18 protein-coding genes are annotated in these 24006 nt (G+C 71.4%); 8 read left to right on the top strand and 10 right to left on the bottom strand.

Features of this window, described 5'->3' with window-relative positions:
* The 3 genes from VF647_21375 to VF647_21365 form a co-directional block, all read right to left on the bottom strand.
* The coding region (locus VF647_21375; protein ID HEX8454645.1) for an EamA family transporter at positions 1-363 on the bottom strand (363 nt) is incomplete at its 3' end.
* A 115-nt stretch (positions 364-478) separates the two neighbouring features.
* A complete protein-coding gene (locus tag VF647_21370) occupies positions 479-1081 on the bottom strand; it encodes a TetR family transcriptional regulator (protein HEX8454644.1) in 603 nt (200 codons plus the stop codon).
* Complete coding sequence (locus VF647_21365) at positions 1078-2313, bottom strand: multidrug effflux MFS transporter (protein ID HEX8454643.1); 1236 nt, start codon at positions 2311-2313, stop codon at positions 1078-1080. Before VF647_21365 ends, VF647_21370 begins: the two co-directional genes overlap by 4 nt.
* Before the next feature lie 170 nt (positions 2314-2483).
* Between VF647_21365 and VF647_21360 the strand changes: the two genes are divergently transcribed.
* The 3 genes from VF647_21360 to VF647_21350 all read left to right on the top strand — a co-directional run bounded on the left by VF647_21360 (position 2484) and on the right by VF647_21350 (position 5262).
* Entirely contained in the window at positions 2484-4220 is a 1737-nt protein-coding gene (locus VF647_21360) for an alpha/beta hydrolase (protein ID HEX8454642.1), read from the top strand.
* Between the two features lie 164 nt (positions 4221-4384).
* Positions 4385-4591 (top strand): MbtH family NRPS accessory protein, encoded by a 207-nt coding sequence (locus tag VF647_21355; GenBank protein HEX8454641.1) that lies wholly within the window; start codon positions 4385-4387, stop codon positions 4589-4591.
* Positions 4592-4701: 110 nt separating this feature from the next.
* The gene (locus tag VF647_21350; GenBank protein HEX8454640.1) at positions 4702-5262 is read left to right on the top strand and encodes a phosphoglycerate mutase family protein; all 561 of its coding nucleotides are present in this window, start codon (positions 4702-4704) and stop codon (positions 5260-5262) included.
* Positions 5263-5618: 356 nt separating this feature from the next.
* On the opposite strand, the gene VF647_21345 is transcribed toward VF647_21350, so the two are convergent.
* From VF647_21345 to VF647_21320, 6 genes are all read right to left on the bottom strand, one after another.
* Complete coding sequence (locus VF647_21345; GenBank protein HEX8454639.1) at positions 5619-6674, bottom strand: aldose epimerase family protein; 1056 nt, start codon at positions 6672-6674, stop codon at positions 5619-5621.
* 234 nt (positions 6675-6908) lie between these two features.
* Positions 6909-7970: a glycoside hydrolase family 43 protein gene (locus VF647_21340; GenBank protein HEX8454638.1), complete on the bottom strand. Its 1062-nt coding sequence runs from the start codon at positions 7968-7970 to the stop codon at positions 6909-6911.
* Between the two features lie 84 nt (positions 7971-8054).
* Entirely contained in the window at positions 8055-9530 is a 1476-nt protein-coding gene (locus tag VF647_21335; GenBank protein HEX8454637.1) for a RagB/SusD family nutrient uptake outer membrane protein, read from the bottom strand.
* A gap of 29 nt (positions 9531-9559) precedes the next feature.
* The gene (locus VF647_21330) at positions 9560-12661 is read right to left on the bottom strand and encodes a SusC/RagA family TonB-linked outer membrane protein (GenBank protein HEX8454636.1); all 3102 of its coding nucleotides are present in this window, start codon (positions 12659-12661) and stop codon (positions 9560-9562) included.
* Positions 12662-12888: 227 nt separating this feature from the next.
* Entirely contained in the window at positions 12889-15393 is a 2505-nt protein-coding gene (locus VF647_21325) for a PA14 domain-containing protein (GenBank protein ID HEX8454635.1), read from the bottom strand.
* Positions 15390-16508, bottom strand: a complete 1119-nt coding sequence (locus tag VF647_21320; protein ID HEX8454634.1) for a LacI family DNA-binding transcriptional regulator — start codon at positions 16506-16508, stop codon at positions 15390-15392. Before VF647_21320 ends, VF647_21325 begins: the two co-directional genes overlap by 4 nt.
* Positions 16509-16895: 387 nt before the next feature.
* Between VF647_21320 and VF647_21315 the strand changes: the two genes are divergently transcribed.
* From VF647_21315 to VF647_21295, 5 genes are all read left to right on the top strand, one after another.
* Positions 16896-17861 carry an ABC transporter substrate-binding protein gene (locus VF647_21315; protein ID HEX8454633.1) on the top strand — a complete coding sequence of 322 codons (966 nt, stop codon included), beginning with the start codon at positions 16896-16898 and terminating at the stop codon, positions 17859-17861.
* Positions 17862-18162: 301 nt separating this feature from the next.
* Positions 18163-19710, top strand: coding sequence for a sugar ABC transporter ATP-binding protein (locus tag VF647_21310; GenBank protein ID HEX8454632.1), 1548 nt, complete (start codon positions 18163-18165; stop codon positions 19708-19710).
* Positions 19711-19713: 3 nt separating this feature from the next.
* A complete protein-coding gene (locus VF647_21305) occupies positions 19714-20691 on the top strand; it encodes an ABC transporter permease (protein HEX8454631.1) in 978 nt (325 codons plus the stop codon).
* Positions 20691-21752: an ABC transporter permease gene (locus tag VF647_21300; protein HEX8454630.1), complete on the top strand. Its 1062-nt coding sequence runs from the start codon at positions 20691-20693 to the stop codon at positions 21750-21752. The genes VF647_21305 and VF647_21300 overlap by 1 nt, the downstream gene beginning before the upstream one ends.
* A 118-nt stretch (positions 21753-21870) precedes the next feature.
* Positions 21871-22938 carry a glycoside hydrolase family 43 protein gene (locus tag VF647_21295; protein HEX8454629.1) on the top strand — a complete coding sequence of 356 codons (1068 nt, stop codon included), beginning with the start codon at positions 21871-21873 and terminating at the stop codon, positions 22936-22938.
* Here the strand turns inward: VF647_21295 and VF647_21290 are convergent.
* On the bottom strand, positions 22935-23987 hold the full coding sequence (locus VF647_21290) for a family 43 glycosylhydrolase (GenBank protein ID HEX8454628.1): 1053 nt from the start codon (positions 23985-23987) through the stop codon (positions 22935-22937). The genes VF647_21295 and VF647_21290 overlap by 4 nt on opposite strands.
* Positions 23988-24006: the final 19 nt, after the last annotated feature.

The raw sequence follows: 24006 nt of genomic DNA, 5'->3' as shown, positions 1-24006 counted from the left end.
CGCCTCGCGCGTGGGCACCTCGTCCAGGAAAACGACGCCGCCCGCCATCACCAGCGGCGGAAGCAGGCCCAGCAGCGGCTGCACTAGCGACAGGTCGCCCGCGCGCAGGGCGAGCGTGAGGAAGATCGTGCCCAGCACCTCGGGAACCAGCACCATCCCCGCCGCGCGCCAGTAGGCCGGCGACAGCTCCGGCCACACGCCCAACGCCGCCACGAGCCCCAGCAGCAGCATCCCCGCCACCAGCCGCGCCGACACCGTGGTCACGATGGCGCCGCCGTGCCCCACGGCCCGCTTCAGCGAGAAGCTCGTCCCCGCCGAGCAGCACGCGGACATCAGGGCGAGGAAGACCCACATCCCCATCATCGCGATGCCGTCCGGGAAAAGACAATCTCACGCAGAGACGCAGAGACGCAGGAGAGAACTCCGCGCCCGCTCCCGCGTCTCTGCGCCTCTGCGTGAGACTTGCTGTTGGGCCGGATCACGGCAGCGTGGGGGGAGCGGGAGCGTCCAGGGCGGTGCCGTAGAAGGCGAGGAAGCTCTTCACCAGGAGCTCGGGGGACTCCTCCGGCGGGAGCGGCGCGTGCGCCCACACGTGGTGGATGGCGCCGAGAACGTAGTGCAGGCGCCGCGCCGATTCGTCCGCGGGGAGGTCGCGGCGCGTGGCGGCGAGGGCGGCGCGGAAAGTCTCGAGGAAAGGCGCCTGGTGGAGACGGTACTGCTCCCACACGCGCGGGTCCGTGTCGGCGCGCAGGCGGCTGGCGAGGCGGGCGAAATGCGGGTGCCGGAAGCAGAGCTCCAGCGCCGGCACCGCGAGCGCGTACAGCACGCCGGACGCGGTGCGCGGCGCGCGCTCCTCCAGCAGGCGCAGGCGCACGGCGTTCAGCGGCTCCAGGCGCCGCGCCAGCAGCGCCTCGATCAGCGCCTCGCGCGAGCCGAAGTAGTAGTTGATGGCGGCAACGTTCGCCCCCGCCGCCGCCGTGATGGCGCGCACGGAGGTCTCCGCGACGCCGTTCTCGGCGAAGAGCCGCTCCGCCGCGTCCAGGAGCGCCTCGCGCGCGCTCTTTCGCGCCTCGCCGCTCATGCCTCGGCGGCCAGCGGCGGGCCGGCAGCCTCGCGCATGGCGTCGCGCGGACGGGCGCGGGTGGTCGCGTGCACCAGGAGCGTCGCCACACCCATCGTGCCAACCGTGAGGGCGAGGGAGCGCGGCGAGTGGTCGTAGAAGGTGCCCACCACGTACCCCGATAGCGCCCCGCCCACCGTCTGCAGCGAGCCGATGATGGACGACGACACACCCGCGAGGCGGCCGTGCGGCGCCATGGCGGCGGCGGTGGCGTTGGGCTGCACCAGGCCCATCCCCAGCATGTACAGCATCATCGGCCCCAGCACCCCCGGCAGGCCGCCCAGCCCCAGCGCCGCCAGCGCCGAGATCGTCACCGCCGCCGCGAACACCAGCAGCACGCCGATTCGCAGGAGCCGCGCGGACTCCATCCGCTTCACCAGGATGCGGTTGAGCGTGGCGCCCGCCAGCAGCGCCCCCGCCGGCAGGGCGAAGAGGAGGCCGAAGAGCTCGCGCGGGACCCCGAACGCGTCGATGAGCACGAACGGCGAGCCGCTGATGTACGCGAACATCCCCGCGTACGAGAAGCAGACGGTCAGCACGTTGCGCAGGCTGGCGGCGTGCGTCAGCACCGCGCGGTAGCTCTCCAGCAGCGCGGGCGGCCGCTCCGCGTGCGGCCTGCGCGTCTCGGGAAGGAGCCGCCAGCCCACCATCCACAGGAGGAGGCCCGCGGCGGCGAGTGCCAGGAAGATCGACCGCCAGCCGGAGAACGCCAGGATGTAGCCGCCCACCGTGGGCGCCACCAGCGGCGCCACGATCATCACCTGCGTGATCTGCGACAGCACTCCGGACGCGTCCCGCTCCTCGAAGGTGTCGCGGACGATGGCGCGCGCCAGGATCGGCCCGACGCTCGCGCCCAGCCCCTGCACGAACCGCCCGGCCACCAGCAGCGCCAGCGATGGGCTGGCGGAGCACGCGAGCCCCGCCGCCACGAAGAGCGCCAGCCCCGACAGCAGCACCGGCTTCCGCCCCACCCGGTCCGACAGCGGCCCGCAGACGAGCTGCCCAACAGCGAATCCGACCAGGAAGAGGCTGAGCGTGAGCTGCGTCGATCCCACGTCCGCGCCGAACACCCGCTGGAGCTGCGGCATCGCCGGCAGGCTCATGTCGATGGAGAGCGCCGTGATCCCCGTCAGCCCCGCCAGCATCGCCACCAGCGGCCCGCGCCCGATCCGTCCCGAAAGTACGACCGACATCCAATCACCTCGATCAAACAAGCGTTTTAAACAGATGCTCGATGATCGCGGGATTGCGTGCCGGTGTCAACCGCGCTACAAACCATTTCGCCCCGCCGCGTGTCCAATCGGGTGAGGGCCGCCCGCCGCCGGCACCGCTTTCCGCCAACATCTCACCCCGGGACCGTCTCATGCGCCGAACCGCCCTTGCCGCCGCGGCAACGCTCGCCCTCGCGGCCCCGCTCCACGCGCAGGCGAACCCCGGCCTCCGCGTGGAGCCCTGCGAGGTGCCGGGCGCGGGGGCGGCGCGCTGCGGAACGCTGCAGGTGTGGGAGAACCGGGCGGCGCGCAGCGGGCGCAAGATCCCCATCCGCTTCATCGTCCTTCCCGCGACCGGCACGGCATCCAGGGACCCCATCGTGCCCATCGCGGGCGGGCCGGGACAGGCGACCACGGACGGGGCCGCGGGTTTGGCCGAGGAGCTGAAGGAGCTGAGGGACACGCGCGACATCCTCCTGGTGGACGCACGCGGCACCGGCGGCTCCAACCTGCTCCGATGCTCCCTCTACGGACCCACGCTGGCCGAGTACCTGGGCGACTTCTACCCCGCCGAGCGCGTCCGCCGCTGCGCCGCGGAGTGGAGCGGGAAGGCGGACCTGAGCGCGTACACCACCGACAACATGGCGGAGGACCTGGACGAGCTGCGGGCGGCGCTGGGGTACGAGCGGCTGAACCTGTACGGCACCTCGTACGGCACGCGCGCCGCGCTCGTCTACATGCGCAGGTACCCGCAGGGCGTGCGCACCAGCATCCTGCACGGCGTGGTGCCCACGGGCGTGCGGATGCCGAGCCGCACCGCGCCCGACGCGCAGCGCGCCATCGAAGGCGTACTCGGCGAGTGCGAGCGCGAGCCGGCGTGCAACGCGGCCTACCCCGGTCTCAGGGACAAGCTGCGCGCCGTGGTGGAGCGGCTCGCCCGCGAACCCGTCGAGGTCACCGTCATCGACCCCAAGAGCGGCGAGCCGGCGAGGCTGACGCTCACCCGCAACCTCTTCGCCGAGGGGCTGCGCTACATGACGTACGGCGCCAGCGCGGCGTCGCTGGTACCGGCCGTGATCCACCAGGCCAGCCGCGGCGACTTCGGGCCCGCGGCGGAGCAGGCGCTCTTCGGCCGCCGCTTCATCGTGGACGAGGGCAGCCACGGCCTCTACCTCTCCGTCACCTGCGCGGAGGACGTACCGTTCTTCGAGGAGGCGGCAGCGGCGACGGAGGCGCAGGCGAGCTACCTGGGCGACTACCGCGTCAGGAACCAGAAGGCGGCGTGCGCGGCGTGGCCGGTGCGGCCCGTGGAGCGCACCTTCCTGGAACCGGTGCGCTCCGATGCGCCCGTCCTGGCGCTGACCGGCCAGTGGGACCCGGCCACCCCGCCCGCGCAGGGCGACGAGGCCATCCGCACCCTTCCCAACGGCCGCCACATCGTCGTGCCCAGCGCGGGGCACGGCTTCGACGGGCTGCAGGGGACCAACGAGTGCATCACGCCGCTGCTGGTGGCGTTCATCCGCACGGCGGACGCGAAGGGGCTGGACGCGTCGTGCGTCGCCTCCATCCGCCGGCCGCCCTTTCCGGTGCGCACGCTGGCCACCACGCCCGTCGCGATGTCCGCCGCGGAGCTGGAGCGGTTCACCGGCGCATTCGCGGGGGAGCACGGCCTGAAGCTGGAGATGCGGGTGCGCGAAGGGCGGCTCCATGCCCTGATTCCCGGGCAGGACTTCGCCATGATCCCGGTGGGACCCGCCACCTTTCGCTTCCTGGGCGTGCCGCACCTGTCGATCACCTTCCACCGCGAGGGCTGCGCGGTGACGGGCTTCACGCTGGAGGAGGGCGGGGCGCCGCCGGAGCGGTTCACCCGGACCGCATCCGCCAATTGATGGGTGCGGGATACCCGTATCTCGCAACACTCTTGCGTCCGGCCGGTCGCGGCCGCATTTCTATCAGAGTCGCCACCAAACGTTTTCATTTTGCGGGCACGGGCCGGAGTCACACTCCGCACCCGGGCTTCCGCGGTCCCGACAACGCCACACCAGAGCGTACGATGAGCCAGGGCCGCGAAGACTCCACGATCTACCGTTTGCTCGTCAACGGCGGCGGCCAGTACTCCATCGTGCCGGTCAACGGCGCGGTGCCGGCGGGATGGCGCGACGTGGGGAAGGCGGGGCACAAGGACGAGTGCCTGGCGTACATCGATCGTGCATGGCCCGAGATGCGCCCCCGGCGCGGGCGCGTAGCCATGCACGCCTGAGGGGCTCCGGTAGTCGCCGCCGCGTAGCTCGCGGACGGGAGGCATGCACGAGAGGGGACGGCGCGCTATGTTGGGGCGTGGGCCATCTCCCCCTCACCCGAGCACTCCTGATGACGAGACCTGCCTTCACCCGGCGCTGGTTCGTGGGCGCCGCCCTCCTCACGCTCGCGGGCTGCGCGGCGGGCGTGAGCGTCCCCGCGCCCGCCGCCGAGCCCGCGACCACCGTGTTCGTGGTGCGCCACGCCGAGCGCGCGGCCGAGCCCGCCGCCGATCCCGGGCTGACCCCCGCGGGGCAGGCGCGCGCCGAAGCGCTCCCGCGGGCCGTGCGCGACGCGGGGCGCGTGACCGCCATCTACAGCACGCAGTACCGCCGCACCCGGGCGACGGCGGCGCCGCTGGCCGCCGCCATGGGCCTCACGGTCACGACCCGCCCGGCCAGCGCCGCCAACTCCGCCACCTACGCGCAGGACCTCGCCCGCGAGATCCTGGCGGAGCACGCCGGGCAGACGGTGGTGGTGGTCGGCCACAGCAACACGGTGCCGGCCATCGTGGCGGCGCTGAGCGGCGGCCCCGCTCCCGCCCTCACCGAAGCCGACTACGGCGACCTCTTCCGCGTCGTCATCCCGCGGACGGGCGCGCCGCGCGTGGAGCGGGGGCGGTTCGGGCCGTAAAGGGCCCCACCCCCAGCGTCGCTCCGCGACGCATCCCCCTCCCCCGAAACCGCCCGGGGGAGGGGGAGAAGGGCCCCCTCCCCCGCTCGTTCCTCGCGGCCCCTCCCCCAAACCGCGGGGGAGGGGCGTTTGGTGTGCATCCGTGCGCGGCTTCGACGACTGCGCGGCGCACAGATCGCGTCCCCGACCTCGCGCCGGCGCGCGCCAACCTCGTAGGGGCGGACCTGCGTGTCCGCCCGCCTTTCGCGTGCCCCCGACGCCCGTATCGCACGCAGATCTCCGTAGGGGCTGCCCCACGTGGCTGCCCGTGCCCCGCGCACGCGCCGTCGCCGGCGATCGGGGCGTGACGCCCGCGTTCAATCCGTCAGAAACCGGTACACCGTGCGCGACGTGTACCGCTCGCCGGGGCGCAGGATGACGGATGGGAAGGTGGGGTGGTTGGGGGAATCGGGGAAGTGCTGCGGCTCGAGGCAGAGGCCGCAGCGGTGGGCGTAGCGCACGCCGTTCTTGCCGCGCACCGCGCCGTCCAGGAAGTTGCCGGAGTAGAACTGGATTCCCGGCTCGGTGGTCAGCACCTCCAGCGTGCGGCCGCTGGAGGGGTCGTGCACGCGCGCGGCCAGCGAGGGTCCCGCGCCGTTGCGGCGGAGCACGAAGTTGTGGTCGTAGCCGCCCGCGTGCGCCAACTGCGCGTCGGCGTCGGCGATGCGGGCGCCGATGGGGGTGGGGCGGCGGAAGTCGAACGCGGTGCCCTCCACCGGCCTCAGCTCGCCGGTGGAGATCAGCGTGGCGTCGACGGGCGTGATGAAGTCGGCCTCCACCTGCAGCTCGTGGGAGAGGATGTCGCGGGTGGGGTCGCCGGTCAGGTTGAAGTAGGAGTGCTGCGTCAGGTTCACCGGCGTGGGGCGCTCCGCGGTCGCGGCGTAGTCCACCACCAGCTCGTTGGCGTCGGTCAGGCGGTAGGTGACACGGGCGTGCAGCGCGCCCGGGTAGCCCTGCTCGCCGTCCGCGCTGGAGTGCGAGAGGGTGAGGGCGCCGTCCGCCTGCTCGGCCTTCCAGAGCACCTTGTGGAAGCCGCCCCGCCCGCCGTGGAGGTGGTTGGGGCCGTTGTTCACGTCCAGCGCGTGCTCCACGCCGTCCAGCGAGAAGCGGCCGCCGCGGATGCGGTTGGCGTAGCGGCCGATCAGCGCGCCGAAGTACGCATCGTCGGCCAGGTAGCCCTCCAGCGAGTCGTAGCCCAGCACCACGTCCTCCACCCGACCCTCGCGGTCCGGCACGCGCAACGAGACGATCGCCCCGCCGAACGCGATCACCTGCGCCTCCACCCCGCCGGAGCTCCGCAGCGTGAACGCTTCCACGGGCTCACCGCCGGGTAGCGTGCCGAAAACCGTTCCGCCGCCGATCTCCGAACTCACCGATCCGCCTCCGGCCAGGGTGTGACATCGTGAAGCCGCCGAACAGCAATCTCACGCGGAGGCGCGGAGACGCAGAGAAAGAACGACAGAGAAAAGGCGTTACACGGAGGGCACGGAAGGAACTGGAAGCCACAGGGAAAACACCTTTTGCCGTTCTCTCTGTGGCTCTGTGTCTCTGTGTGAGCCATGCAGTTCTCTCCCCGCGTCTCCGCGCCTCCGCGTGAGGCCAGCAGTTCAGGGCGTGCACTCCCCAGAGGGCCTCGTGAGGAGGCGGCCCGACTCGGCGGGGGAGCCGAAGTTGGGCGAGTTGTCCGCGTTCCAGGTGAACTTCTGCATGCGGATCACCCGGTCCCATCCCGGCGTGGTGCTGGTCTTGGCGTGGTACACGATCCAGTCCTCCGTGCCGTCCGGAGAGACGGTGAAGCTGGCGTGGCCCACGCCCGGAACGCCGGGAATCGGCTGGAAGACGGGGCCGCTCTTCGTCCAGCTCGCCGCCCGGAGCGGGTCGGTGCCGGTCAGGCGGAGCTGGCCCAGGCGATAGTGCTCCAGCCACGACTCGCGCGTGGAGTAGATGAGGAAGGTCGCCCCGCCGTGCTTCAGGAACTGCGGCCCCTCCTGCAGGTCCAGCTCGGTGCCGCGCTCCCACGCCTCCACCGGCGAGCTGATGCGCACGCGGTTGCCGCTGATGGTGTAGGGGTTGGACATCGGCGCGGCGTACAGGTGCTGCGGCGTGCGGTCGGTGGTGGCGTCCGTCTCCCAGCCCGACCAGACGGCGATGCGCTGCCCGTTTACCTCCCCCACCGTCAGGTCGATCGCCCAGCGGCTGGGCGCGCCGCCGGCCAGGTCGTCGCCCGTGTAGAGCATCCCGCGGTCCACGTAGGCGCCCTGCGGATCGGTGCCCACGGATTCCAGCACGCCCGCGCGCTGGTGGACGTAAGGCGGCCCCGCCCGGCCGCCCGCGTAGTAGATGTACCAGCGGTCACCGACGTGGTGAAGCTCCGGCGCCCAGATGTTGGTGCGGTTCCACCCCGTGTCCGGCGCGGCCCACACGCGCACCCCCGTCCCCGCGACCTCGGTGAGGTTCGCGGAGCGCGACACGTGGATGCCGTTGTCGCGCGACTGCACCATGTAGTACGCGCCGCCGTCCCGCACCACCCACGGGTCCGCGCCCGACGCGCGCGGGTTGCTGAAGGTGCACTGCACCGGCTCCACGATGGGCGGGGGCGTGCTGTCGCCCGAGCAGGCGGCCAGCAGCAGCGCCAGCGCGGCGCAGGCGGAGGTGTGGGAACGGTTCATCGTACGACCCGTGGATGTGAGTGCAACGACGCTGCGGACGGCCGCATGCACGGCCGTCCGCAGAAAGTCAGCCAGCGCCCCGCGTCACCAGCCCGTGTTCTGGTGGACGTTGGGGTTCAGGTTGGTCTCCGTCGCCGGAATGGGGAGCACCGCCCGGAACGGCTCGAACAGGTTGAAGTCCGGGTCGTGCGTCTTCAGGATGTTGATCCTCCCCGCGTCCGTCAGCCAGCCGTGCCGCTTGAGCCAGAGGAAGCGCTCGTTCTCCAGCCCCATCTCCTTCAGGATCTCGGCCTCGATGCGGTCGCGCATCTGGGCCTGCGACAGGTTGTTGGGGAGCGGCGCCAGCCCGGCGCGCGCGCGCACCTGGTCCACGAACGGCTTGGCCGCCGGCGTCTGCCCGTTCTCGTTGAGCGCGTCGGCGTGCATCAGCAGCACCCCGCCCAGCCGCAGCACCTTGACGTTGATCGGGTTGTCCCAGTCCTGCTCGCGCTTCTGGTACTCGCCGTACTTCTTCCAGAAGGCGTCGTTCGGCCGGTCCGGGTAGCGGGTGGCGTACGGGGTGCCGTACACGTCCATCCCGCCCGGCTTGTTGTAGAAGAGCGTTGCGTCCAGCCGCGGGTCCGCGGCGCCCGTGGTGGTGGTTTCCGAGCGGAGCTGGTCGAAGTACCAGCGCGTCGGCTCGCCGTCGCAGAAGCCCACGCCGCAGGGCCCCATCATCTTGATGATGTTCTGCCCGCGGCTCCCCGCGGCCAGCACTTCGGGGCCGCCGAACTGCACCTCGAAGATGGTTTCGCGGTTGTTGTCGTTGGCGTCCAGGAAGTTGTCGCCGTAGTTGCCCAGCAGCTGGTAGCTGGGGATCACCTGCGCGAAGCTCTGCGCGGCCGCCCCCCACTTGGCCTGCTGGAGCTGTGCGCGGCCCAGGAGCGCCAGTGCGGCGCCGCTCGTGGCCCGCCCCGCCTCGCTGGCCGGGTACGATGCCGGGAGCACGGCGCGGGCCTCGGTCAGGTCCTTTTCCACCTGCGCCCACGCCTGCTCCGGCGTGGCCTGCGCGGGACGGTCGGTGGGCACGGCCGGCTCCAGCACCATCGGCACGTTGCCGTACAGGCTGATCAGGTTGAAGTACATCAGCGCGCGCAGGAACTTCGCCTCGCCCACGATGCGGTCGCGCACGGCGGCGTCCATCTGGATGCCGGGGACGTTGGCGATCACCTGGTTGGCGCGGAAGATCGTCTGGTAGTGGTGCTGCCAGATCTCCCGGTTCACTTCGAAGTCGTAGCTCCCCAGCACCGACTTGGTGAAGTTCGCCAGGTCGCCCCAGGGGCTGCGGCTGAAGCCGATGTCCGAGCGGATGTCGTAGGCGAACTGCAGCCAGCGGCCGTAGGTGCCGTTCTCCTGCAGGCCGCGGTAGGCGGCGTTGATCCCCAGCTGCGCGTCCTGCTGCGTCTTCCAGAAGCTGTCGGTGGTCTGCTGGTTGGGGTCGGTCTGGGTCAGGTCGGCGCATCCCGCGAGCATGGTGGCTCCCAGGACCAGCGCCGATGCCGTCCGGCTGATCTTTGTCATGGCTCGGGTGGCCTTCGTTGGGGTGCGCATCACAGGTTCAGGTCGATGCCGAGGGTGACCGACCGCGGGTTGGGATAGATCGTCCCGTCGTCGATCCCGCGCGTGAGGGCGTTGCCGGCGTTGATCTCCGGGTCCCAGTTGGAGAAGCCCGTAAAGGTGTGCAGGTTCTGGATGTTGAGGAAGATGCGCGATCCCTCGCGGTCCACCCCGAAGCGGCGGGTGAAGCGGGTGGGGAGCGCGTACCCCAGCACCAGGTTCTGGATGCGCAGGTACGAACCGTCCTCGATCCAGCGGTCCGTGTTGCTGCGCGCGTTGTCCGCCCCGGCGGCGCCGAAGACGGCGCGCGGGTCGCGGGCGCTCGTGTTGGTGGGCGTCCACGGGTCCAGGTCGGCCCGGTAGTTGGAGTTCTCGTCCAGCCGGTCCGTCCAGAAGCGCGCCACGTTGAACACCTCGGCCCCGTGCGAGCCGCGCATGGCCAGCCCCACGTTGAAGCGGCGGTAGGTGGCGTTCAGCGACAGCCCGCCCTCGAAGTCGGGGATGGGGCTCCCGGCCACGTAGCGGTCGTCGTCGTTGATCACGCCGTCGTCGTTCAGGTCGGCGTAGCGGACGTCGCCGGCCTTGGCGTTCGGCTGCACCACGCGTCCGGTGGAGTTCTTGTAGCCCTGCACCTCGGCGTCGCTCTGGAAGATGCCGTCCGTCTTGAGCACGAAGAACTCGCCGATGCTGCCGCCCACCGCCGTGCGCGACACGTTGCTGAAGCCGGCGAAGATCGGCTGCCCGCCGTTCCCCAGCGCCGTCACCTTGTTGTTGATGGTGGTGATGTTGGCGCTGGTGTTGAGCTGCAGGTCGCCGCGGGTGATGCGGTACTCGGCGCCCAGCTCGAAGCCCCGGTTGCGGATGCTCCCCGCGTTCACCGTGGGGGCCGCGGTGGCGTCGTTGAAGGCCGTGCCCAGGCTCCACGGCAGCGGCGCGTTCACCAGCAGCCCGTCGGACTTGGAGACGTAGTAGTCGGCCGTCAGCAGCAGCCGGTCGTCCAGCAGCCCCAGGTCGATGCCGAAGTTGGTCTGCGTCTGGTCCTGCCAGCGGATGTCCGGGTTGGCCAGCCGCAGCTGCGTGGCGCCCGACGCGATGGAGCCGCCGAACAGGTAGCTCTGGTTGGAGATCACCGACGCCGCGTACTGGAAGTCGCCGATGTCCTGGTTGCCCAGCGAGCCGTAGCTGGCGCGCAGCTTCAGGGTGGGCACCGAGCTACCCAGCACCGGCAGCCCCTCGTAGAAGCTCTCGTCGCTCACCACCCACCCGGCCGAGCCGGAAAGGAAGGTGCCGTACTTGTTCCCCGGCCCGAAGCGCGACGAGCCGTCGCGGCGCACCGTGCCGGTAAGGAGGTAGCGGTCCGCGTACGAGTAGTTGGCGCGGGCCAGCAGCCCCAGCAGCCCGCTCGGGATCTCGAAGCCGCGGTTGTTGAAGTTGCTCGTGCCCGCGTCGATGGAGGTGATGTTCTCGTTGGCGAAGCCGCGGCGGTACGCCTCCAGCCGCTCGAACCGGCCGGACTGGTTGCTCACGCCCGCCACCGCGCTGATGGAGTGCTCGCCGCGAGTGGCCTCGGAGTTCAGCAGGTGCTCCATCAGCAGCACCATGTTGTTGTCGCGCCGGTCCGTACCCTCGTTGAAGGTGGGCACCGTGTTCTGGCGGATCTGCTGCTGCCGCACGAACTGGCGGTAGTTCAGGTCCTCGTAGTCCACGCCCAGGTTGACGCGGTAGCGCAGCCAGGGGAGGAACGAGTACTCGCCGAAGACGTTGCCCAGCACGCGGTTGCTGATGTCGCGGTTGTCCTCGCGCTCGAAGGCGCCCACGGGGTTGGTGCCGAATGTTGCCAGCGCCCCGCCGCCCGAGCCGTAGCCGTAGCCGCTCGCGTTGCTGGGGTCGCGCACCGGGATCCCCGGCTGCAGGCGCACCACGTCCACCAGGGGGAAGCCCACCAGGTTGTTGCGCGTGCTGCGGGCGAGCGTGGCGTTCTGCCCCACGCGCCAGCGGCGGCCCCGCGCCTCGGAGTTCACCCTGAACGAGAACCGCTCGAAGTCGGTCTCGATGATGGTGCCCTTCTGGTTGAAGTAGCCGCCGCCGATCAGGTAGCTGGAGTTGTCGCCGCCGCCGCTGACGTTGGCGTTGTAGTCCTGCACGGCGCCCTGCTGGAAGACGGCGTCCTGCCAGTCCGTGTTGCTGCGGATGGCGGTGTTGTCCGCGGGCAGCCCCGCGTTCACGCGCGACATGTTGTTGATCTCGCTCCAGCGCGCGCCGCTCACGAACTCGATGCGGCGCGGGACCTCCTGGTAGCCGTAGTACGAGTTGACCGACACCCGGGGCGTGCCGGCGCGGCCGCGGCGGGTGGTGATGACGATCACCCCGTTGGCCGACTGCGCGCCGTACTGCGCCGCCGCCGACGCGTCCTTGAGCACCTGCACGGACTCGATGTCGCGCGGGTTCAGGTTGGGGTTCTGCCGCGTGTACATCCCGTCCACCACGTACAGCGGCGAGACGTTGCCCAGGAAGTTCTGGCCGCGCACGATCACCTGCGATTCGCGCCCCGGCTGGCCGGACGACGCGATGGTGACGCCCGCCACGCGTCCACGCAGCGCCTCTTCGAGCGTGGCCGTCTGGCGGTCGCGCAGCGTGGCGGCGGAAACCTCGGACACGGCGTCGCTCACCGTGGTGCGGCGCTGCTGCGTGTAGCCCACCGCCACCAGCCCCTCCAGCCCCACCGCCTGCGCGGCGAGGGAGATGTTGACGGTGGCGGGGGTGTTGGCGCTCACCGTGACCGTCTGCGTGCGCGCGGCATGGCCCAGCGCCGTCACGCGCAGGGTGTGGCTCCCCGGCGCGATGCCGGTGAGGGTGAAGCTGCCGTCGGGCCCGGTGACGGTGCGCCGGCCGGTGCCGACCACCTCCACGGTGGCGCCGGGGAGGGCGCGGCCGCCCTCGGCGGTCACGGTGCCGCTGATCTGGCCGGTGGCCTGCGCCGCCAGCGCCGTGGGCGCGGCGGGGTTGAGGCCGGCGGCGGAGAAGGAGCCGAGGCACGCCAGCGCGCAGAGCACCTTGGCGGCGGTCCTGCTCTTGGGTACGACAGGGGTGTTCATGAAAGCCCCTCCGGGGGTGCGGGTGATGGTGCGGTGAGGAAAGGAGCGCTCGTCGCCGGACGGCGTCCGGCGGCTGCTCGTGCTGCGGGCGGCGCCCGGCTGTGGCTGCTGGCGGTCATGGGCTCCGCGGGTAGCGGGTCACCGGAAGGGCCGTCCGGAAGGGCGGCCCCGCAAAGCGGGCGCGGGTGGAGCGCCCTTTCTGGACGCGCCACCCACGCGATCTCCTCTCACCGCGCCGGCGAGGCGCGGAACAGCATCGTCTCAGGGATGCGCTGCCGCGGCATCCGGGGGCCCTCCGCGAACAGCTCCAGCACCATCGCGCCGTACGCCTGGTGGTAGCTGAGGGTGAAGGGGTGCAGCCCGGCCCGCAGCGCGATCGCGCCCTCGTCCTCCTGCGCGGCCGGCGACTGCCCCATCGACCACATCACCTGCTCCTCGCCGATCCACAGCGCGACGCCGTCGTCCGACCGCGCCGCAAACGTGTAGACGCCGGTTTCGGGGATGCGCAGGAAGCCCGTGTAGCGGAAGCCGAACAGCTCGTTCCTGTCGCGCGGCGCCAGGGAAAAGGAGTCGAGCGTTCCGCTGAAGGTCGGCTCCGGATCGTCGGGACGCGCCTCGAGTCGTTCCAGCCGCTGCCGCACGGGCCAATCGAGGCGGAACGGGGGCTCGGGGGAGTCGTCGCGGAAGTACGCGTATTCGATCCCGGGCACCACGCTGATCTCGCCGGCCGGCGCGTGTCCGTCCACTTTCTGGAACTTCGCGCTGGCCGAGGCTACCGCGCGGCCGTCCACGAACGACGTCACGCGCACGGTGGCGCCGACGCGCAGGGTGAACGGCTGCAAGAGAGGGCTCTCCGCCGTCGGCTCGGTTCCATCCGTGGTGAAGCGCAGCTCGGTGGGGGTGCCCTGGTGCACGGAAACCTCCACCGAGTCCGTGAAGTCGCGGTACTCGGGGAGGATGAAGGGCGCCAGGCCGCGGTTGACAGCCGCAAGGCGTGCCGCATCGAATTTGAGGACGGCGCGGTCGTAGCTGAAGATCCCGTTGACCTCCGTCTCCACGTCGGTGAGCTGCGTGTAGACGGCCGCGCTCATCCCGTGTGTGTCGCGCAGGCGGTACATTCGCTTCATCAGCAGGTCGTACTCGCCGTTCATCTCCCGCAGCGACTGGAAGGCGCCGCCGTAGCCCCAGTTGTCCTCGTCGCGCTCGCGCCAGAGGTGGCCCTCGATCGGGAGGCCGAGCCCGCCGAATTCGCCCACGACGGTGGCTTTTTCATTGGACGGCACCAGCGCCTGCGGGCCGCGGTAGCGGTGGACGTCGATCACGTCGCCGCATCCCGTGTGCTGCCAGCCGCTCGCGTCGTCGATCAGGCGCGACGGATCGGCCAGCCGCATCGCCGCCACCGTCTCGCGTGTGCCCTCCTCCGACCACTGGCCCCACTTCTCGTTGAACGGCACCCAGACGATGACCGACGGGTGGTTGTGCAGCCCCTCCATCATAGCGGCCAGCTCGCGGGCGAAGTGGCCGCGCGCCTCGTCGGTGTCGTTCCAGCCGCACGGCATGTCCTGCCAAACGGGAAGGCCAATGCGGTCGGCGTGATGGTACCAGCGGGCCGGCTCCACCTTGATGTGCTTGCGGGTGAAGTTGAAGCCCAGCGCCTTGGTCCGCTCCACGTCCCAACGCAGCGCCTCGTCGGTGGGGGCGGTGTAGAGCCCGTCCGGCCACCAGCCCTGGTCGAGCGGCCCCACGTGGAACCACGGCTCGCCGTTCAGCGCGATACGGGTGAAGCCGCGCGCGTCGCGCTCCAGCCCCACCGTGCGCATCCCGAAATAGCTGTCCACTTGGTCCACTATCCGCTCGCCGTCCAGCAGCGACACGCGCAGGTCGTAGAGAAACGGATCGTCCGGCCCCCAAAGCCGTGGCGCGGGCACGGGGACGCGCATCTCGCTCCCGGCCACGCCCCGCGCCCGCCCAACCTCGCGCCCGTCCGCCAGCGCGATCGCCTCCACGGCGATCCCCGCGGGAGCGCGCACGGTCAGCCGCAGCGCCTCACCCGCCACGTCGGGCGTCATGCGCAGCGACTCGATGGAGGCGGCGGGGACGGGCTCCAGCCACACCGTCTGCCAGATGCCGGTGACGGGCGTGTAGAAGATCGGGTGCGGCTCCGTGGCCTGCTTGCCGCGCGGCTGTCCGAAGCCGTCCGTGGGATCGTCCACCGCCACCACCAGCTCCTGCTCGCGGCCGCCTCGGAGCGCCTCGGTCACGTCCACGGTGAAGGCGTCGAAGCCGCCCGTGTGCTCCGCGAGCTGACGCCCGTTCACGAAGACCCGCGCGCGCCAGTCCACCGCGCCGAAGTGGAGGAGGAGCCGCTCGCCCTCCGCGCAATCCGCCCGGAACGTGCGCCGGTACACCACGCGCGTCGCGCGCCGCCCCACACCGGAAAGCGCGGACTCGACGGGGTAGGGCACCAGGATGCGCTCGGGGAGTGCGCGCCCGAACGGGATCTCGTCCCCTTCGCCAAGCACGGAGAACTGCCAGAGCCCGTTCAGGTTCTGCCAGCGCGGGCGCACCATCTGCGGGCGCGGGTACTCGGGGAGGGGGTTCGCGGGGTCCACGTCGGCGGCCCAGCGGGTCAGCAGCGGGCCGGGCGCGGGGCGCCACGACGGCTCCGCGCGCGCGGCGGCCGGCGGCATCCCGATCCACGCTCCCATGCCGGCCACCGTCGCGGCGTTCATCGCGATGCGGGGCTCAGGGTGCGCCGCGCGCCTTCCCCATCGCCGCTGGCCACGCGCACGCGCACCGGGCGCTCCGCGGCGGCCCCGTTGAGCGCGCGGGTGGAGTCGCGCACCACCAGCTCGGCCTCCAGGTACACCTTTTCGGGCGGCACCGCCTCGCGCGATTCGATGTGGCGGATGAGGAGCTGCGCGGAGAGCCGGCCCATCTCACCCTTGGGCATGCGCACCGTCGTCAGGCGCAGCGGCAGGTAGTCGAGAAGCGCGATGTCGTCGAAGCCGATCACGGACACGTCGCCGGGCACGCTCAGCCCCAGCTCCGCCAGCGCGCGGCAGAGGCCGATCGCCACCAGGTCGTTGTAGCACGTGACCGCCGTGGGACGCTCGGCGGCAGGCCGTTCGCGAAAGAACTCGAGCCCGGTGCGGTAGCCGTCTTCCAGATGGGCTCCGGCGCGCACCACGTCGTGGTCGGTGAAGATGACGTGCGACCCGCTGCACGCCCGCCGCACCCCATCGATGCGCTCTTGGCTGTGCGACGAGTAGCCCGGCCCCGCGAAGTGGACGATGCGCGTGTGGCCCTGCCCGATCAGGAACTCCACGGCCTTGCGCGAGGCGGCCTCGTTGTCCACGTCGATCAGGCTCCCCGGCACCCCGCGCACCTCCTCCAGCAGGACGAAGGGGAAGTTGCGCCGCTTCAGCTCGAACAGGTGCGAGAGGTCCGCGTCCGCGTCCAGCACCGGCGTCAGGATCAGGCCGTCGACCTCCTTGCGCTGGAGCAGCTCCACGGCGCGGCGCTCCGCCTCGTGGCCGCCCTCCGAGCTGATCACCAGCAAGGTGTAGCCCGCATCGTCCGCCGCCGCGCGCGCGCCGGTGATGACCTCGCCGTAGAACGGGTTGTCGATCTCCTTGATGACCAGCGCCAGGCTGCGCACCTGCTGCCCCGTGCTGCGCCGGTCGGGGCCGCTCTTGCGGTAGTTGAGCGACTCGATCACCGAGAGCACGCGCTCGCGGGTGGAGCGCTTCACCGTGCCCGTATCGTTGAGAACGGCCGAGACGGTGGCCTTGGAGACCCCCGCCAGCCGCGCGACGTCGTTGATGGTGGACTGCCTGGTGGTCATGCGGATGGGTCGGGGAGGGCGCGGAAGATGCCCGGCTTGAACATCATTGAACGGGTTCGATTGGTTCAGGTTAGACGTTGGCATCCACAGTGTCAAGCATCCCGTTTCTCTGGGTGGAGGGCTCGCCACGCCCGCCCACTCCGCGCGCTCCCTCGCGAAAAGGCCGGGAAACACTGCATCTCGTTGCGCTGCATCGAAGTCGCCGATCCTCCGCTACGACGCGCCGTCAGGCGCGCCAAAAAGGTTCTTGACAGCGCGCACCCCGCCGCCGTACTGTCTCTGAACCGATTTGAAACGTTTCAAGAAAGTTCGTATCCGCGGACTGCCTGGCGATGCGGCCGGTCCGGACCGCCGGAAATCCAGCCCCCCACCTGCCCGAGCTTCCCGATGCCCCTGCCCCGGTTCCGTACCCTGATGCGCGCGGGAGTGCTTCCCGTGCTCGCCCTCGCCGCGCTGGCCGGCTGCCGCAAAAGCGCGGACGACGGCAAGTTCACCGTGGGCTTCTCGCAGATGGGGCACGACAACCCCTGGCGCATGGCGCAGACGGCCAGCCTGCGCGCCGAGGCGGCGAAGCGCGGCGTGGAGCTCGTCGTCACCGACGCGCAGGACCAGACGGCCAAGCAGGTGGCGGACGTGGAGGACCTGATCGCGCGGCGCGTGGACGTCATCCTGCTGGCGCCGCGCGAGTTCGAGGGACTGGCCCCGGCGCTGCAGGCCGCCCGCGACGCCAACATCCCCGTGATCCTGGTGGACCGCGAGGCGGAGGGGACGCCGGGCGAGGACTTCGTCACCTTCCTCGGCTCCAACTTCATCGACCAGGGGAAGCGGGCGGCGGAGTGGCTGGTGAAGGAGACGGGGGGCACCGCGGGGATCGTGGAGCTGACCGGCACTCCCGGCTCCTCGGTGGCCGCCGACCGCGCCAAGGGGTTCCGCGAGGTCATCGCCCGGCACCCGGGGATGAAGATCCTGGCTTCGCAAACGGGCGAGTTCTCGCGGGCGCAGGGGCAGAGCGTGATGCAGAACATCGCTCAGTCGCTGGGCAAGCAGATCACCGCCGTCTACGCGCACAACGACGAGATGGCGCTGGGCGCGATCCAGGCGCTGCGCGCCGCGGGGCTCACCCCCGGCACCCAGGTCAAGATCGTCTCCATCGACGGCCAGCGCGCCGCCCTCGAAGCCATCCAGCGCGGCGAGCTCGGCGCCACCGTCGAGAGCAACCCCCGCTTCGGCCCCATCGCCTTCGAGACCATCGAGCAGGTGCGCAAGGGCGAAAAGGTGCCGACGAAGAAGCTGATCGAGGATCGGTTTTTTGACCGGACCAATGCGGCGCGGTTCGTGGCGGAAGCGTACTGAGGGGAATGGGGAATGGGGAATGGGGAATGGGGCACAGCACCCTGAGCCGCCGCCCCCCATTTTGTCATCCTGAGCGCGCGCTTCTCTGACCTCGACCCGTCTCCAATCTCTGGCGCGCAGCGAAGGATCTACTGCGCGTACCGAGGGGACCGCTGTTGCCCACTGACCTCCCGCCTCGCCGGCTAGATCCTTCGGTCGCCGCAGGGAGTACGGTGCGCGTCTCGGGCGTTGGAGCCGGCGGCTCCCTCAGGATGACATAAGAAAAGCGCACTCACGCACTCACGCACTCACGCACTCCTCCATGACCGAACCCGCCCCCGAAATCCTCCGCCTCGAAGGCATCGTCAAGCGCTTCGCGGGCGCAACGGCGCTCGACGGCGTGGACTTCACGCTGCGCAGGGGCGAGGTGCACGCGCTGGTGGGGGAGAACGGGGCGGGGAAGAGCACCCTCATCAAGATCATGACCGGCGCGTACCGCCGCGACGGCGGGCAGATGTGGCTGGAGGGCGAGCCCGTGCACTTCGGGTCGCCCGCCGACGCGCAGGCGGCCGGGGTGATCGCCGTGCACCAGGAGATCCACCTGCTCAGCTTCCGCACGGTCGCGGAGAACGTGTACCTGGGGCGCGAGCCGCGCAGATGGGGGTTCGTGGACTGGGGCCGCATGACCACGGAGACGGGCGCGCTCCTCCGCCGGCTGGGGCTGGACATCGACCCCGGCGCCACGCTCGGCGCGCTCAGCACCGCGCAGCAGCAGATGGTGGCGATCGCGCGGGGCGTGTCGCTGGGCGCAAAGGTGCTGGTGCTGGACGAGCCCACCAGCTCGCTGGCCGAGCGCGAAGTCGCCATCCTGTACGACCTCATCCGGCAGCTCCAGGCGGAAGGCACCGCCATCGTCTACATCAGCCACCGCTTCGACGAGCTGTACGCGGTCTGCGACCGGGTCACCGTGCTGCGCGACGGGAAGTTGGTCGGCACGCACCGCCTGGCCGATCTGGAGCGGCTCGACCTCGTCTGCCTGATGCTGGGGAAGCCGCGCGAGGCGCTGCGGCAGGGCACCACGGCATTCACGGGGCACCCGGTCGAAGCATCCGCCGCGGCGCCGCTGCTGCGCACAGAGGGGCTGCGGCGCGGGCAGAAGCTGCGCGGCGTGACGCTGGACGTGCGCAAGGGCGAGATCCTGGGGGTGGCCGGGCTGCTGGGCTCGGGACGCACCGAGACGGCGCGCGCCATCTTCGGCGCGGACCCGCCGCAGGAGGGCGCCATGCAGATGGACGGCAAGCGCCTCGACCCCCGCACCCCCGACGACGCCATCCGCGCCGGCATCGCCTTCGTCAGCGAGGACCGCAAGGGCGAAGGGATCATCCCCGAGCTCTCGGTGCGCGAGAACCTGACGCTGGCGGCGCTCCCCACCCTCACGCGGGCCGGCGTGGTGGACCGGGCGAAGCAGCGGGAGATCGTCGACCGCTTCATGCGGCGGCTGGGGATCAAGGCCACCAGCGCCGACCAGAAGATCCGCGAGCTCTCCGGCGGCAACCAGCAAAAGGTGCTGCTGGCCCGCTGGCTCTGCATGAACCCCGCGCTCCTCATCCTGGACGAGCCCACCCGCGGCATCGACATCGGCGCCAAGGCGGAGATCCAGGCGCTGATCAACGAGCTGGCCGGCACCGGGCTCGGCGTGCTGATGATCTCGTCGGAGCTGGAGGAGCTGGTGGAGGGGAGCTCGCGGGTGGTGGTGCTGCGCGACGGCCAGAACGTGGCCGAGCTGCGCGGCGCGGAGATCTCGCAGCAGTCGATCATCCACGCGATGGCCGAAGGAAGCGCGGCCGCCGCCCCCGCCCTGGAGAGCTGACCGATGGAGGCATCCGCAGCCGCGCGCCCCACCCAGGGCGCCGGGACGATGGGCCGCTGGTGGAGCGCGATGGGACCAACCGGAGGAGCGGTGATCGCGCTGGTCGCCATCGTGGCCGCCAACGCGATCTTCACCCCCAGCTTCGCCACGGCGGGAAACTTCTGGAACGTCCTGTTCCAGCTCTCCGTCACGCTGCTGGTGGCGGTGGGGATGACGCTGGTGATCGCCACCGGCGGCATCGACCTCTCCGTGGGCTCGGTGATGGCGATCTCGGCGGCGGTGGCGGCGGTCACGCTGGACCGGGGGATCGCCGTGGCCGTGCCGACTGCGCTGATCGTCGCGATGGCGGTGGGGCTGCTGAACGGCGCCTTCGTCTCGTACTTCAAGGTGCAGGCGATCGTGGTCACGCTGGCGACGCTGCTGGCGGGGCGCGGGCTGGCGCAGATCATCAACCGCGACGGCGCGCTGATCGCGATCGACAACCCGAACTTCCTGGCGCTGGGGCGCGGCCACATCGGGCCGGTGCCGGTGCAGGTGCTGGTTGCGGCGCTGGTGGTGGCGCTCGCCGTCTTCGTGCTGCGCGCCACTCCGTTCGGACGGTACGTGCTGGCGGCCGGCGGCAACCCGGCGGCGGCGCGGCTGGCCGGCGTCCCCGTGAGCCGCACAGTCGTCTCCGTCTACGTCATCAGCGGGATGCTGGCGGGGCTGGCGGGGCTGGTGCAGGCGGCGCGGCTCGGGGCGAGCGCCGCCGCGCGCATCGGCCAGAACGTGGAGCTGGACGCCATCGCCGCCGTGGTGGTGGGGGGCACGCTGCTGAGCGGCGGGCGCGCCACGCTGCTGGGCACGGTGGTGGGCGCGCTCATCATGCAGGTGATCGCCACCAGCTTCAACATGCTCCTGGTGCCCTACGCCTGGGCGCTCGCCTTAAAGGCGTTCATCATCCTCTTCGCCGTCTACCTCCAGCGACCGAGGCGCGTCTAGTGGAACACCAGGGGCAGATGGGAGGCCCGGCGCTCGGCGTGCGGGCCGCGGAGGCGGGGAGCCAGCCGCCCGGCGCCGGGAGCGGCATCCCCGCGCGCGGGACTCCGGCGCTGCGCGCAAAGGCCGCCTCGCTCCTTCAGCGGCAGGGCGCGGTGGTGGCGCTGGTGGCGGTGTGCGTCTTCGGCGTCATCCGCTACGAGCCCTTCGCCTCCGCCGAGAACCTCCTCAACGTGCTGCGGCAGAACAGCATGCTGGGGATGGTGGCGCTGGGGATGACGCTGGTGGTGCTCACCGGAGGCATCGACCTCTCGGTGGGCGCCGTGCTCGCCGTGGCCGGGATCGTCGCGGCCACGCTCTCGGGCCAGGGGACGGCGGTGGCGCTGGCGGGCGGGCTGGCCGCCGGGGCGCTGCTGGGGACGATCAACGGCCTCCTCATCACGCGCGCGCGCATCCAGCCGTTCATCGTGACGCTCGCCATGATGATCGCGGCGCGCGGCGTGGCGCTGGGCGTCACCGGCGAGAACTCGGTGCGTGTGGACCGCGCGGCGCAGGGCTTCCTCTGGCTGGGGCGCGGCCGGCTGCTGGGGATTCCGGTGCCAGTGGTGCTCGCCGCGCTGGCGTTCCTCGTGGGATGGGTGATGCTGCGCTACACGCGCTTCGGCCGCTACATCTACGCCGCCGGCGACCACCAGGACGCCGCCCGGCTCCTCGGCCTCAAGATCGACCGCGTGCTGATCGCCACCTACGCGCTGAGCGGACTGCTTGCGGCGATGGCCGGCGTCGTCCTCGCCGCGCGCCTGGGCGCGGGGCAGCCCGTGGCCGGCACCGGCTGGGAGCTGGACGCCATCGCCGCAGTGGTGGTGGGCGGCACGCTTCTGAGCGGGGGACAGGGTGGCGTGGGCTCCACGGTGGTGGGCGTGCTGCTCCTGGGCGTCATCTTCAACCTGTTCAACCTGGAGGGCACCATCACCCCCTGGTGGCAGGGCGTGCTGCGCGGCGTCTTCCTGCTCGGCGTGGTGGTGGTGCAGAGCCGCCTTCAGAAGCGGGCGGTCCATGGTTGAGATGGGTGAGATGGCGAGTGAACTCGCTGCAACAAAAGCACAAAGTCCGCCTGCGCGGACTCCGGGCCGGGCATCGGCCCCGGCGGCGGAGTCCCCGAAGGGGGACTTCCCGCGGTCGTTGCAGCGGTTTCAACCGCCGGTGCTGGCCCTCCTCGCCCTTGCCGCGTGCGCCACGCCCGCGCCGCGCGCTACGGATGCGGGGACGTACACCAACCCCGTGCTGGACGTGGACTTTCCCGATCCCACGGTGATCCGCGCGGCGGACGGGATGTACTACGCGTACGCCACGCAGGGGGAGCGCGACGGCACGCCCGTCAACATCCAGGTGGCGCGGTCCGGCGACCTGGTGGCGTGGGAGCGGCTGGGCGACGCGCTGCCGGCCAAGCCGCGCTGGGCGAGCGAGACGCAGGACTTCTGGGCGCCGCACGTCTCCGAACACGGCGGTACCTACTACCTGTACTACTCGGCCAAGCCGGACGCGGCGGTGCGCGACACCAGCCGCGGGTTGTGCCTGGCCGTGGCGACCGCCCGCCGCCCCGAGGGGCCGTTCGTGGACAAGGGGGAGCCGCTCCAGTGCGGGCGCAGCTTCATCAACATCGACCCGATGGCCTTCGACGATCCGGCCACCGGAAAGCGCCTGCTCTACTGGGGGAGCGGGTTCGGCCCGATCAAGGTGCAGGAGCTCGCCGCCGACCGCGTGTCGTTCGCGCCGGGGAGCAGCCCCGTGGAGCTGGTGCACACCGTGCCGACTTCCGACTCCACGGACTACCAGCGGCTCGTGGAAGGGGCGTGGGTGAGGTACCGCGCGCCCTTTTACTACCTGTTCTACTCCGGCGACAACTGCTGCGGCCCGCGCGCGCACTACGCCGCCATGGTCGCGCGCTCGCGCAGCGCCACCGGCCCGTTCGAGACGCTGGCGAGCGCCACGGGGGCACGCAACAGCGCGATCCTGGAGCGCGCCGGCTGGTGGGTGGCGCCGGGCCACAACTCCGTCATCACCGACGCCCGCGGCGACGACTGGATCGTCTACCACGCCGTCGATGCGCGGCGGCCCCGCGGCAAGCCCACCGACGACGTCAACTCGCGGCGGGTGATGCTGATCGACCGGCTGGTGTACGCCAACGGCTGGCCGCGCGTGGACCGCGGCCCCTCGGCCACGCCCCGGCCGCGGCCAGCGGCGCGCTAGGACTCCGGCGGCGGGCAGTACGGCAGATCGTCCTCATCCCAGCGCAGCTCCACGAGCGTGGCGTTGCGCGGCGCCGTGGGGGAGCCGAAGCGGGCGTGGGTGACGAGCCATTCGCGCCCGTCGGGGGTGCGGAACCAGGCGCAGTGGCCGGGAGCGTAGAAGCCGTGCTCCGGCATGGTGTGGAGCACGAAGCGCCGGTCGCCGCGGGTCACGTTCACCAGCCGGCCCTCGTCGTCCTCGACGAGCGCGCCCACGGCGTAGAAGCCGAAGTAGCAGCCGCCGCTGTACAGGTAGACGCGCCGGCCGCCCGGAGACACGAGGCCTCCCACCGGCCCCTCCACCGTGCTCCACACGACACGGTCGGTGCTCCAGTCCACGCCGGGGATCGTCTTCCACGGCAGGCGGCGGACCGGGTCGAAGATGTGCCAGAGCTCGGACGGGCGCGCGAGCAGGGCGGGGGGCGAGAGGGTGCGCGTGAGGTCATCGCTCACCGCGACCTCCACGATGCCGGTGCCGTACGGCTCGTCGTCCGTGAAGTCGGTGGCGTATGCCATCCGCAGCGTGCCGTCGGGCGCGGAGTACACGTCCGCGTCGATGGCGAAGTCGGTGTCCGGCGTCAGCACGTGGCCGCTGTCCACGAAGGGACCCTCCGGATGCTCGCTGTCCGCGCGGCGGATGACGTGGCCGATGTGCGCCTCCTCGCCGATGCCGATGCCGTGCGAGTACAGCATGACGTACGGGCGCGGCAGGCCGGGGACGTAGCGCACGCACGGCGCCCAGTACGCGTGGCGGGTGGCGTCGCCGCGCAGGGTGGGGCCCAACGGGTGCCAGCGGGCGAGGTCGTTCGAGCCGAACGCGGGAAAGGCGCCCGCCGAAGCCACGCCGCCGCGCCCGTCGCTGGTCTCGTCGCGCGTGACGTAGACGTAGTAGCGGAATTCCGCCGCCACCCCGTCCGGGATGGCGAGCAGGTACGGATCGCCCTGGTCGGCGTCTTCCGCAAAGAGGGGCCGGTAGCTGGCCGGCGCCGCAAAAAGCTCTGGGGAATGCATCAGATGAATCGCAATCGTG

Origin of the sequence: Longimicrobium sp. (assembly GCA_036387335.1) — a bacterium.
Taxonomy (GTDB): Bacteria; Gemmatimonadota; Gemmatimonadetes; order Longimicrobiales; family Longimicrobiaceae; genus Longimicrobium.
This window is presented reverse-complemented; position numbering and strand designations above follow the sequence as displayed.

Excerpts from the sequence above, each read along its gene's own strand:
- VF647_21370 (HEX8454644.1), bottom strand. The coding sequence starts at position 1,081 with ATGAGCGGCGAGGCGCGAAAGAGCGCGCGCGAGGCGCTCCTGGACGCG.
- VF647_21320 (HEX8454634.1), bottom strand. The coding sequence starts at position 16,508 with ATGACCACCAGGCAGTCCACCATCAACGACGTCGCGCGGCTGGCGGGG.
- VF647_21330 (HEX8454636.1), bottom strand. The coding sequence starts at position 12,661 with ATGAACACCCCTGTCGTACCCAAGAGCAGGACCGCCGCCAAGGTGCTC.
- VF647_21355 (HEX8454641.1), top strand. The coding sequence starts at position 4,385 with ATGAGCCAGGGCCGCGAAGACTCCACGATCTACCGTTTGCTCGTCAAC.
- VF647_21315 (HEX8454633.1), top strand. The coding sequence starts at position 16,896 with ATGCCCCTGCCCCGGTTCCGTACCCTGATGCGCGCGGGAGTGCTTCCC.
- VF647_21360 (HEX8454642.1), top strand. The coding sequence starts at position 2,484 with ATGCGCCGAACCGCCCTTGCCGCCGCGGCAACGCTCGCCCTCGCGGCC.
- VF647_21340 (HEX8454638.1), bottom strand. The coding sequence starts at position 7,970 with ATGAACCGTTCCCACACCTCCGCCTGCGCCGCGCTGGCGCTGCTGCTG.
- VF647_21350 (HEX8454640.1), top strand. The coding sequence starts at position 4,702 with ATGACGAGACCTGCCTTCACCCGGCGCTGGTTCGTGGGCGCCGCCCTC.
- VF647_21310 (HEX8454632.1), top strand. The coding sequence starts at position 18,163 with ATGACCGAACCCGCCCCCGAAATCCTCCGCCTCGAAGGCATCGTCAAG.
- VF647_21305 (HEX8454631.1), top strand. The coding sequence starts at position 19,714 with ATGGAGGCATCCGCAGCCGCGCGCCCCACCCAGGGCGCCGGGACGATG.
- VF647_21335 (HEX8454637.1), bottom strand. The coding sequence starts at position 9,530 with ATGACAAAGATCAGCCGGACGGCATCGGCGCTGGTCCTGGGAGCCACC.
- VF647_21365 (HEX8454643.1), bottom strand. The coding sequence starts at position 2,313 with ATGTCGGTCGTACTTTCGGGACGGATCGGGCGCGGGCCGCTGGTGGCG.
- VF647_21325 (HEX8454635.1), bottom strand. The coding sequence starts at position 15,393 with ATGAACGCCGCGACGGTGGCCGGCATGGGAGCGTGGATCGGGATGCCG.
- VF647_21290 (HEX8454628.1), bottom strand. The coding sequence starts at position 23,987 with ATGCATTCCCCAGAGCTTTTTGCGGCGCCGGCCAGCTACCGGCCCCTC.